The sequence below is a fragment of the Paenibacillus chibensis genome (assembly GCF_004001045.1).
Lineage (GTDB): Bacteria > Bacillota > Bacilli > Paenibacillales > Paenibacillaceae > Paenibacillus_AQ > Paenibacillus_AQ chibensis.
In genome coordinates this window covers 273,306-285,279 of record NZ_BIMK01000005.1, presented here as the reverse complement: position 1 = coordinate 285,279, position 11,974 = coordinate 273,306, and the positions used below count along the sequence as shown (strand labels likewise).

8 protein-coding genes are annotated in these 11,974 nt (G+C 53.7%); 1 reads left to right on the top strand and 7 read right to left on the bottom strand.

The window, feature by feature from the left end; translation table 11 throughout:
* Positions 1-35 precede the first annotated feature (35 nt).
* From PCH05_RS06275 to PCH05_RS06245, 7 genes are all read right to left on the bottom strand, one after another.
* The gene (locus PCH05_RS06275; protein WP_164766560.1) at positions 36-632 is read right to left on the bottom strand and encodes a type 4a pilus biogenesis protein PilO; all 597 of its coding nucleotides are present in this window, start codon (positions 630-632) and stop codon (positions 36-38) included.
* Complete coding sequence (pilM, locus tag PCH05_RS06270) at positions 610-2,265, bottom strand: pilus assembly protein PilM (protein WP_127601498.1); 1,656 nt, start codon at positions 2,263-2,265, stop codon at positions 610-612. Before pilM ends, PCH05_RS06275 begins: the two co-directional genes overlap by 23 nt.
* A 12-nt stretch (positions 2,266-2,277) precedes the next feature.
* Positions 2,278-3,027: a prepilin peptidase gene (locus PCH05_RS06265; protein ID WP_127601497.1), complete on the bottom strand. Its 750-nt coding sequence runs from the start codon at positions 3,025-3,027 to the stop codon at positions 2,278-2,280.
* Between the two features lie 444 nt (positions 3,028-3,471).
* Positions 3,472-3,921 (bottom strand): prepilin-type N-terminal cleavage/methylation domain-containing protein, encoded by a 450-nt coding sequence (locus PCH05_RS06260; RefSeq protein WP_127601496.1) that lies wholly within the window; start codon positions 3,919-3,921, stop codon positions 3,472-3,474.
* Between the two features lie 67 nt (positions 3,922-3,988).
* Positions 3,989-5,194 (bottom strand): type II secretion system F family protein, encoded by a 1,206-nt coding sequence (locus PCH05_RS06255; RefSeq protein ID WP_127601495.1) that lies wholly within the window; start codon positions 5,192-5,194, stop codon positions 3,989-3,991.
* On the bottom strand, positions 5,194-6,243 hold the full coding sequence (locus PCH05_RS06250; RefSeq protein ID WP_246049381.1) for a type IV pilus twitching motility protein PilT: 1,050 nt from the start codon (positions 6,241-6,243) through the stop codon (positions 5,194-5,196). The genes PCH05_RS06255 and PCH05_RS06250 overlap by 1 nt, the downstream gene beginning before the upstream one ends.
* A 16-nt stretch (positions 6,244-6,259) precedes the next feature.
* Positions 6,260-7,924, bottom strand: coding sequence for a GspE/PulE family protein (locus tag PCH05_RS06245; RefSeq protein WP_127601494.1), 1,665 nt, complete (start codon positions 7,922-7,924; stop codon positions 6,260-6,262).
* A gap of 257 nt (positions 7,925-8,181) precedes the next feature.
* On the opposite strand from PCH05_RS06245, the gene PCH05_RS06240 reads away from it, so the two are divergent.
* Entirely contained in the window at positions 8,182-11,862 is a 3,681-nt protein-coding gene (locus PCH05_RS06240; RefSeq protein WP_127601493.1) for a DUF5057 domain-containing protein, read from the top strand.
* The last annotated feature ends 112 nt before the right edge of the window (positions 11,863-11,974 follow it).

Below are 11,974 nucleotides of genomic sequence, written 5' to 3'. Positions count from 1 at the left end.
AGATAGAGTCGGCTGTCTTTGTGTATAAGTGAGCATCATGATTTCGGTTTCGCCGCCGTATAATAGGCCGTGAACGAAATATTCGCCGTCAAAATGCTGCCGGGATTCCGCTGCTCATAGGGCTGTTGAAAGCTGAACGAATCGATTGTGATGAGCCGCGGAGAGGACTGCAGCTCCTTCATCCACTCATGAATCTCGTTATATCCGCCTTCCAGCACCGCCTTCATTTTCACTTCCTTGACGGCGCTGTAATCCTCCGGCTTTTTGCCGGTCATGAGGGCAATCTGGTTGCCGTCCTGGAGTTGAAACTCAATGTCCGTCAGTTTGGCAAAGGACTTATCCTGAATTTTCTTCAGCTGCAGCACCAGCTCCTGCGTATCCGCATCCAGCGGCAGCGCTTCACGCGCGCTCTGGAATTCCGGATCGTCGCTGCTGCTTTTGCTGCGGAGATCGGCTAGCTTATGATCCAGCAGATTCCTTTCCTCCTGCAGCGTCGAAAGCTCCGATTGGCGGGCTGTCCCGGTATCCATGGAAGGCTTCAGCGCAAACATGTAGAAGGCGAACGCCAACAGAAACAGGGCTACCATGCCCAGCAGAATGACGGAACGGTTACGGTTGATCTTCTCCAGCATGGTCACCCTCCTTCGCAGGTTCGACGGCCTGAAGCCGGCTTGAATTGATTTTGTACATGACGGCGTATTTCGGTTTGATGGCCTGCGCATCCATGCCTTCGGTCGTGCCGCCCGCTTTCATGCCCTGTTCCTCCGTCAGCTTTTCGATCGTGGCCTTGACGGCAAATGGCATCTTCTCCAGCTGGGATAAATAAGCCGCGGCGTCCTCCATTTTCAGCATGTTTACAGAGAGCGTGATTTCACCGTATTGGTTATAAGCAATGTTGCGAATGACCGCCCCCTTCGGCAGCTTGACGTCCAGATCATCCAGAACCGCCACCGCATCCATGCGAGATTCGAACACCTCTTGAACGATTTGCTGCGGATTGTTTGCCGCCGCACCTCCGGTATTCAGCGCCGCGAGATCCTTCTGAATGGTGGCGGTCTGATCCTGGACGCCTTGAATCTGATCGGAAAGGGCGATGTTCTCCCCCTGGGAGGCCATATACCACCAGCCCATGCCGGCCATGCCGATCAGCCAGACCGCAACCAGAGACAATATGATATAAGGAAACACCTGTGCTTCCCGGTCTTCCCGCGGCATCAGATGCAGGTCGTTCACGCCCTGACCATACAAGGATGCGCCAAGCGCAACCCGGAAATCATTCATGTCTTCATCTTCCGGACTCAGGCCGCGCCTGGCAGCCTCTTGAAACGCAGCCGACCGAATATCCATATCCGGAAGCATCTGATGCAGCTCCCGCAGGAGCTGCACACGGCCGGTCGCAGGCCCGGTCACAATGACATCCGTAATCCGGGTCGAACCGTCATGCAGGCTGTATTGATAAAAATTCAGCATACGTGAAATTTCGGCCGTAATCTCCACCAGCTGCTCCGCCGAGAGCTGTTCCGGCTCCGGTTCTTTCGGATCGCTGCTGAGCGTCTGCGATGCAGCCGCCGCTTCCTGCGCAGCCGTACCCTCGCCGGGCCAATAGGAGGGTTCTCCCGGCGGCGGTGTTAAATCGTACAAATTGATCGTCCTCAGAAACAAGGGATGCCCGTCGTGGAACAGGTACACATCCAGCATGGTCCGGTCCAGATGGATCAGCATCGTATCCGTAAAGTCCATGTGTTCTCGCAGCACAACCGCTCTGGCCAAGGCCGTGGCGGATATCTCGATATTCTGGACCTTCAATCCCGCTTCATGCAGCAGTTCCATATAGCTTTCGATAAGCTGACCCGGCGCGGCAAACACGAGCAGCTGCATCGAGGTTTCATCGGTATCCGTCACCATGTAATCGTAAACCGCATGGTCAAAAGGCAGATGCAGCCCTGTCTCCACCTCCAGCCGCACCAGCTGATCCAGCTGCTTGCGATTCGTGGTCGGCATGGCCATTTTACGGATGATGATTTGGGATGGAGGAATGGACAAGGACACCTGCGACCCGCGCAGTCCCTCTTTTTTCACCCATCGCTTCAGCAACTCTCCGAGCCCGTGACGGTCGGCGATATCGTTGTCGATGATCATGCCCGCCGGGAGCGGCAGCATGCCTTTACGGGCGACCCCCGATGCTTTTTTGGTGTTCAGCCGTACGTACCGGATGCCTGTCTGCTCAATGGCAAGACCCAGCGGCCTGTTCCCCCTAAGCCTCATATGATGAACCTCCTAATTCCATAGCGAGAGGTACCCGCTTATCATTGTTGAACCGTACCCGTAAGCCAGCAGCGCTCCTGCGGCAAGCCAAGGCCCGAAGGGTACCGGCTGTCTGCGCCGGACGATGCCGCACAAGATCAGCAGCCCATATACGACCGTCCCCATAGTGCATGCCGCCAAAAAAGCAATCAGCACGTTCGGCACGCCGAGCACCCAACCGCACAGCGCGAACAGCTTCACATCCCCCATCCCCATGCCGCCAAAAAGCGCGAGCAGAAGCGGAATTCCACCCCCCACTGCCGCTCCGGCAAGATGGCTCCAGAGCGAACCATCCGGGAAGAGCAGTACCATGGCGAGCAGGATCGGCGTAAAAAACAGCAGCACCTTGTTCGGAATCAGCATGTATTTCATATCCGCGACAGTAACGATCACCGCCAAGCTGACCAGCAGCAGCCCGATCATCCCCCTGCCGCTAATGCCCTCCTGCAGGACAACCCATAGGAACAGCAATCCCGTCAGCAGCTCGCCCAGCGGGTACAATCCGGAGAGCTTGATGCCGCAGTGACGGCAGCGGCCGCGGGAGAGCAGGAAACTGAGCACAGGCACAAGGTCTCTGGGCTTCAGGCGCGTTCCGCATTTCGTACAGTGCGACGGCGGGTGAACGATCGATTCGCCAGCAGGGACGCGCAGTCCGACAACGTTATAAAAAGAGCCCAGCAGCAATCCGCAGATCAGGGCGTAGATGGGGATGATCAGTGTCATTGGCGTGGCTCCTTTGATTGTAAAAGGGAACCGGAAGTGGTGATCCGGTTCCTGGGTGGTGATGTGAATAATATGAAAGGTGGTGTTGCTGCAATTGGTATGTTGTTAGGTTGATGATTCTAGTGAAGCTGTGATGTGTTGCTATAGGTTGATGTTGCTACGATATTTATGATGCTAGTTTATGTTGCTAATTTAGTAGAATTCAGATTTATTAATAGCGTTAATTAAAAAGGTAATATGGCGCTTCGAAGGCCGCTGCGCACACGGATCATTCTTCCGATCGCTGTTGTCTTACGGATTTCCTGGATTGGAATAGGATCAGGGTAGAAATCCGACGACAAAGGCGAACGCTTGCGCTTCTTCAGAACGATTCCGTCTGCTCCGCTGGTGCGTAAATGAATTTAAATATTAATACAGGAATAAAATAATCCTTTAAATTTTTCATTACTCTGCTTTATCTGCTTTTGAACTTGAACTCAATACATTTTCCGCATTATAAACCTTCGAATTTAATGTAACACTAACAAGTTGTCCTAAATCAGAGAATGTCACTACGCCCGTCTTTGAAATAGGAGCCTTCGTACTCGGCAAATATAGGGATTTGTCAAGATATCCACTATCTTGTAATTTTTCAATACTAATGGTTCTATTTTCTGTAGCTTTAAAATCCCCATTTCCTTCACTCGTGATATATAATCTGGCCGCATCATACACCTGTCTCGCGGTAGCCAAATCCGCGCTATCCTTCGATTTGCTAAGAATATTCCCGATCAACGGAATCGCGATCACCGCGATAATCCCGATAATCACAATTACCGCCAAAAGCTCGATCAGCGTGAAGCCTTTTTCCTCTCTTCCCAACTTGCCGAAACGCTTTTTCAATACAGCTTCCATACGAATATCCCCCTCAATTAGATTTGGATTCATGAGATCATTTGCATATATTCAGAACCGTATGGCTCTAGATGCTGTTATACAAGCTGAACATCGGCAGCATAATCGCCGCCACGATAATTCCCACCACGCCGGCGAGGAAGGCGATCAGCAGCGGCTCCAGCAGCGACTTCAACCGGTCGACGGTATTCTCCACGTCCATCTCGTAAAAATCGGCCACTTTCGACAGCATCAGGTCAAGCGCGCCCGTCTCCTCGCCGATGGCGATCATCTGCGTGACCAGCGGCGGGAACACCCATGCTTTTTTCAGCGGGTCGGAGAGCGGATTGCCCTGACGGAGCGATTCTCCCGCGGCCCGGATGTACTGACCGATGACCTTGTTGCCCGCCACCTCTTCGACGATCGTAAGTGCCTGCAGCACCGGCACCGAGCTGGCGTACAGCGATGAGAAGGTGCGCGAGAACTGGGCGATGGAGCCTTTTTGATTCAGCTTGCCGAACACCGGGACTTTGAGCTTGGCGTAATCCAGCAGGTAGGCCCCTCGCTCGGTACGCTTGATCCACTGATAGGCAATGAGGAGGATCAGCAGGCCGGCAATCCAGATAAACCACTGATGCTTAAAGCTGTTGCTCAGCGCCAGTACCATTCTCGTAATCGCCGGCAGCTGTGCGTTCATCGACTCGAACATAGAGACGAACTGCGGCACGATCGCATACAGCAGGTACACGACGGCGGCGATGGCCATCAGTCCGACCGTGACCGGATAGGTGAGGGCGGATTTGATTTTTTCCTTGGTGCTGTGCTGCTTTTCGAAAAAGACCGCCAGCCGCTCCAGTGTTCCTTCCAGGTCCCCCGATTCCTCGCCCGCACGAATCATGCTGACAAACAGGTTCGGGAAAATTTTGCGATGATCCTGAACGGCCGTCGAAAAGGCGATCCCGCGCAGCAGACTCGACCCGACATCCTGAAGTGCTTTGCGCAGCGCCTTGCTTTCGGTCTGTTCAGCCAAAATCCGGTTGGCATCAACGATGCTAACCCCGGCCCGGATTAAAGTCGCGAATTGGCGGCAGTAAATGATAAAATGAATGGTTTTGACCGGATTGCCGATGTACATGTCCTGCTGGAAAATGGAGCTGCGCTGCTCGGAGAGCGAAAACACGGTCAGGTTCCTCTTCCGCAGCTCGTCCATCGCCGAAGGCTTGTCCAGGGCGGTCAGCTTGCCCTTCAAGTCCTTGCCTCCGCTCGTTCGCACTACATATTCGAATTGCGGCATCAGCTGCCTCCTTCCGCCAGAAACGGCTGCGCGGTTTTCGCATCCAGAACGCCGCTTTGCAGCTGCTCCCGGATCGACATATCCATCGTATGCATCCCTAAACTTCTGCCGGTCAGCATCAGATTGCGGATCTGGTGATTTTTCTCGGACCGGATCAGATTGGCCGCGGCTGGCGTGTTGATCATGATTTCGGTGACGCAGGTCCGGCCTTTGCCCGATTTTCTCGGAAGGAGCCGCTGCGACACGATCGCGTTCAGCACGCTGGCGAGCTGGATGCGGATCTGCCCCTGCTGATGTCCCGGAAAAGCATCAATGATGCGGTCGATTGTCTGCGGCGCATCGGTCGTATGCAGCGTCCCGAGCACCAAGTGCCCGGTTTCCGCGGCCGTCACGGCTGCCGAAATCGTCTCCAGGTCCCGCAGCTCTCCCACCAGAATCACGTCCGGGTCCTGGCGCAGCGCTGCTCTCAGGCCTTGGGCAAAGCTCGCAGTATCGCTCCCGACCTCCCGCTGCTGAATCAGCGATGACCTGCTGCAATGTATGTACTCGATGGGATCCTCCAGCGTAATGATATGCTTGTGCTGCGTTTGGTTGATATGGTCGATCAGTGCAGCCAGCGTGGAGGATTTCCCGCTACCGGTCGGACCGGTCACGAGAATGAGGCCGTGCGGCTTGTGCGCGAGCGTGCGGATGACCGGAGGAAGCCCCAGCTCCGCCAGATCCGGCACGCTCGCCGGAATCAGACGCGCCGCGATCGCAGCCCCATGCTGCTGGCGGAATATATTCATCCGGAACCGGCAGACTCCTTCCAGCTGGGTCGAAAAATCAACCTCTCCCGCCGCTTCAAACCGTTCCTGCTCCGCCGTCCCCATCACAGCCTGCGCCATCCCGCGAATATCTTCCGCCGACAGCGCTTGCTCCTGCAAAGGCATGAGCACGCCATCGATGCGCAGCACCGGCGGCGAGCCGGGCGAAACATGAAGGTCGGAGGCGCCCATTTCAAAAGCCTTCTGCAGCAGTGTCCTCATGCCCGCTTCCGTATGAAGCATCTCATTTTCGCCTCCTTTAATTCGCAACCGTCTCGCGGAGTACTTCCTGCAGGGATGTCACGCCTTGGATGACTTTCTCAAAGCCGTCCTCCATCAGTCCTGTCATTCCCTGCCGCTTGGCCGCCTCCCGCAGCTCGTCCACGGAGGCCGAGCCCGTAATCCGCTGGCGCATCTCATCATCGATGCAAAGTACCTCATGAATGGCCGCCCGGCCGCGATAGCCGGTCCGGTTGCAGTTGCCGCACCCTTTTCCCCGGTACAGCTTGTCCGCCTGAAAACCATGGCTGCTCAGCAAAATTTGCTCCTGCTCGCTTGGCGTGTACGCGGTTTTGCATTCCGGACAGATCCGGCGCACCAAACGCTGCGCCACCACGCCCACCAGCGACGAGGCGATCAAATACGGTTGGATTTCCATGTCGCGGAGACGGGTAATCGTGCTGACCGCATCATTGGTATGCAGGGTGGACAGCACCAAATGGCCCGTCAGGGAGGCCCGTACGGCGATTTCCGCCGTCTCATGATCCCGAATCTCCCCCACCATCACGATGTTCGGGTCCTGACGGAGGATGGAACGGAGCCCGGCCGCAAATGTAAAGCCGATCGCCGGATTCACATGCACCTGATTAATCCCTTCCAGCTGGTACTCTACCGGATCCTCGACCGTAATGATGTTCACATTCTCCACATTCAGATGGTTCAGCGCCGAATAGAGCGTCGTCGTTTTGCCGCTGCCCGTCGGGCCCGTGATCAGCAGAATGCCGTATGGACGTTCGATCATATCCCGGAACATCTGCAGATTGCGCCCATTGAACCCAAGCTGCTCCAGCGGCTTAACCCCGGTACTGAGATCCAACAGCCGAAGCACGATTTTTTCGCCGTGGATGGTCGGCAGCGTCGACACGCGGATATCCACCATTTTGTAATCGAACTGCATCTTGATTCTGCCGTCCTGCGGCAGACGCCGCTCGGCGATGTTGAGCTTGGACATGATTTTGAGGCGCGCCGTGATAAAGCCCTGCATCTGCTTCGGAAGATGACGCTCGGTCCGCAGCTGGCCGTCGATCCGATAACGGATCGCCAGATTGTTTTCGCCGGGATCGACATGGATGTCGGAAGCTTTGAGATGAACGGCCTGCTGGATCATCTGGTTGACCAGCCTCACGATCGGCGAATCCTCGTCCGTAATCTCGGTTTCTTCGATATCTTCGGCGGAAGGCAAATCGACCATCATCTGATTCATCGAATCGCGCAGCCCGTAGTGACGCGCAATCGAGCGCTGCAGCTCCTCCCTCGTACAAATCGCAGGCTCAATCTTGAAGCCGGTGGTCATCCGCAGCTCTTCAATCGCAAAATAATCCAGCGGATCGGCCATCGCCACCATCAGCTTGCCTCCATCCTTCATGAAGGGCAGCACCTGGTACCGCTTCGCCATGCTTTCCGGAATGATCTGCGTGATCGCCGGGTCGATCTGGTATTTGAACAGGCTGACATGCGGGATGCCGAGCTGAAATTCCAGCACTTCAATCAGCTGCTGCTCCGTGATATAGCCTTGAGAAATGAGGAGATCCCCGAGCTTGCGCTTGGATTTACTTTGTTCGCCCAGCGCTTCCTGCAGCTGTTCATGCGAAATCACATGATTTTCGACCAGCAAATCCCCCAGCCTTTTTTTGACAATAGCCATGTCGAATCCCTCCACAAAAAGAACTTTTTCGGCAAAAATTTACGCAAATGCGAAAGAGGTAATTCGGTAGTATAGTTCTATTAAACCTGTGTCTTTTTTCATATATTTAAGTTGATAACACGAGACTTATATCCTAAAATGATATATAGCATAGATTGGTTAATTTTACAATAAAAAACCCTGTACATATCGAGTACAACTCGCGCAATTCGTGCTATAACTGACATTTTTCCATATTCTATTTTAGGAGGATTGGAATGAAGAGGAAATACAGACTCATAATCCCGGTCATGCTCGCGGTAGTACTTTTGGCATTGTTTATTCCCTATCGCTGGACAATGGTGAATGCTGTCGTCGAACCGGCTTATCCGGTCCGTATTCTGGAAATCGTAGATCAATCGAGCTATTCCGTGCTTAAGGATAAGCTGAAGAACATGCCCAACGTCAGCGTGGATGTCATGCGGATGAAAACGTTCGTGGCGATGCGCGAGGATATCAGCGGCACGTATGACGCGATCTATATTGCGGATGCTTATAATCTGAATGATCCGAATAACCAGACGGACGCCAATAAAGGCAAAAGCACCAACTACAGCACCAACGGCGTCGCTCCGTTCAAGAAAACCGACGATAAAACCAACCAGACCAAAGCCCATCAGACCTCTTACGTGATGAATGACATCACGAGCTTGAAAGCCAATGAAATCAGAACGAACTATATTAACAAGGGACTGCCGGTCATCGTGAACGAAAACGTGCTGAAGCAGCTCCCCAATGAGCAGGGAAAACGCAATCTGTACGATCTGTTCAATGGCTATAACACGCCCCAAGGCAGCTCCAAAAGCAACGTTTACTTCGTCAATGATAACAAGCTGAACCAGCTCGTGACCGACATGAACAAGGCGGGCTCCACGCTGTATCAGCAGCTGCATCAGCGTCCCAGAATCGATCTGACCTCTCAGCCCGCGGATTACTCGTCCGGCAGCAGTAAAATCTATAAGGCGGGAGATACGCTGACGTTCAAATTCAACGCTTATAATGTCCCAAACCTGAGCGAGTCCGGCAACAGCGTTACCGCGAAGCTGTCGCTTTCCGTCGATAAAGTTCTTAAATATACGGACGACAACCAGGTTGCTCTGAAAACCATTACGCAGCCTACCGGCAACGAAATCACCTACAATCTGCCTAAAGCCTACTCCGGGCTGCTCTATTGGAAGCTCGATCTCTACAATGTAAACGGGCTTACCGACAGCGTGAGCGGAACCATCCGGTACCAGGATGAGAAAACGGTGGTCAAAGTACTACAGGTGATGCCGGATAAAGATACGAGCAGCGATCTGACGAAGAGAATCACGGACGCCTCCTATCTGAAAAGCAGCGATTACGAGCTCCAAATCACTCCGGTATCCTTCTCGGACTTCAGCTCAGCGTACTATAAGCAGCTAAACGGCAAATTCGATATGATCGTATTCGGCTTCAAAGACACCTACAACGAGAGCAGCCCGTTAAAGGACGATCAAGCGCTCGCGGTTCATGCCTTCATCGAATCGGGACAAGGCGTCATGTTTACGCATGACACGATCTATAAAAGCTCAACCTCGCAGAACGCCTGGGTCAAGTATTTCCAAGCCGATACCGGACAAATCGCTCCGGAGACCAACCTGGGATTCGGAAACCCTTTGTCCAGCACGTCGACCAAAAACGTGAATACAGGTCTCCTGACGCAGTTTCCGTTCGATCTGACTCAAAAAGGGAAATCGGCCTCCGTCGGCCAAATCGCCACAACGCATAACCAATACTTCACGCTGGACCTGGAGGACCCCGCCGTGGTCCCATGGTACAACATCAAATCAGACGCGAACGCAGCAACCCAGCGCGACGTCGACGACAGCTGGAATCATTATTACACCTATACCAAAGGCAATGTGACCTATTCCGGAACCGGACATACGAGCAACAACTTTCCGGACTGGGAGCAGCGCCTGTTCGTCAACACTATGTTCCGAGCCTTTATCGGAGCCAACCATGCGCCGGACATCAAGCCGATCAGCCCCGTGGAGGGCGCAGTCATTCCTTCTTATCAAAAAATACCGGTCAGCTACACCGTCAACGACCTGGACCTGAAGGACCGGAATATTAAAACCCAGGTGAAAATGCTGCAGAATAACAAGGAAATTTTCATAGGCGAGGAAAAAACAGTGCTTTCCGGCTCGACCATTTCACTGGATTTGGACAATCCGTTAAAGGATGTGCAGGATCAAGGGCAGCTGAAAATCGTCATCACGGCGAGCGACCTCCACGGCGCCCAGGCAGAGCCGAAGACGATCAACATTACCGTCAAAAAGTTTAAAGACAGCCTGCAGGTAGACCGCGGTCTCGATTCGGCATATCAGGGCAGGGATTTGTTCACGAAGGAAACAATACCGATTCACTACACCGTGCAGCCTGTGAACATCGCCAAAGAGCTGGGCACCCAGGATCCAGCGAAAATGATCGTGAAAAATCTGGAGTTTACCGAGGAGCTTCCTGCAAATCTGGAGGTCGCAGGAATCACCTTCGATGAAGGAAGCGGCAGCATCATCAAAAGCGGCACCCTCGCGGCAGGCTATACGCTCAAAGGAACGCTCCCGGACGTCCCTTACCAGCTAGTAGGAAGCAGCTACGTTCCGACCGTCAAGCAGGTCCGGTTCACCGTCTCGCTGATTCCCAAAGAAAAAGGGAACTACCTGTTAAACAAGTCTTCCATGAAGTTTACGGATATTGACGAGAAATCTAAAAAGGCGGATTTCCCGGTGATCTCGTTCTCCGTCAAGAAGCGCCTGGAGACTCTTAAAATAGAGGATCATTACACGATCCTGAAAGGCGCCTCTATTGTCATCCCTGTTACCTATACGCCTACAGACGTCGACCCCAAATCGCTCGTGTTTACCTGGAGCAGCAGCGATCCGAAAATCGCTTCGGTTGATCAGCAAGGCAAGGTGGTCGGGGCCAGCGTGGGCACCGCGGATGTGACCGTTTATTCGACGGACGGCAGCAACCTTAGCTCCAAGTCGACCATTACGGTCGTCGATCCGATTCTTACGCTCAAGGCTCCGAAGGAAATCAAGAAGGGCGAAACCGGCAAGCTGCAGGCCATCATCGACCGGCAGTATTTGCAGAATGCCAAGCTGACCTGGACGGTCACGGAAGTGGGTGCGAATCCAAAGGCTGAGCTCATCGACACCGGGGATAGTTGGAGCCGGGATCTGAAAGGGAAAAACGCGGGGACGGTTACGATCGAGGTAACCCTGTCGGCGGAATTCGCGGGATCAAGCGATAAAGTCCAGTCCACCGCTTCCGCTCAAGTCAAGATTATCAACCCGCTGGAGTCGATCGGGATCGATGGCGATTCCTCCGTTATCATCGGCAAAACGCTCGTTCTGAAGCCGGTGCTGAACCCGGCCGATGCCGAGAACGTTCCGCCGCTCCTATGGTCGTTCAAAAATGCGGATGACGGGAAATATGCATCCCTGGACGTGACACCGGACGGCGTAAAAGTCACCGGCAAGCAAAAGGGTACGGTCATCGTTCAGCTTAAGGCCGGCGAATTGGTCGCGGAGCATGCCGTGGAGATTAAGCAGAGCCTGACCGGACTGCAGCTTCCGTACAGCTTAACCATCTATGAAGGTGATGTGTTCGATCTCACCACCAAGCTGGCCATGCTGCCCCATGGAGGCGTCGTGCCGGATCAGATCAAGGAGAGCCTGATTTGGAGCAGCGACAACACAGGTAATGTTACGGTGATCGCGAGAGGCACGAATGCGGGTACCATCACCGGCAAGCATGTGGGGCAATCCACCGTACGCGTAAAGTTCATGGACGATGAGAACATCAAAGCGGAAATCATCATCGAAGTGAAGAAAAAGCCAGCCGGCGGGGCCGGCAATGATCGTTACTAATATTCATCCAGCTTAAAAATCCCCTGCATGACCGGGCTTGCTCCGAACGAAGTCCATTCAGGCACTTGGCGGGGAACGGGGTTATTGATAAACTCTTATCTTATGGAAGAAG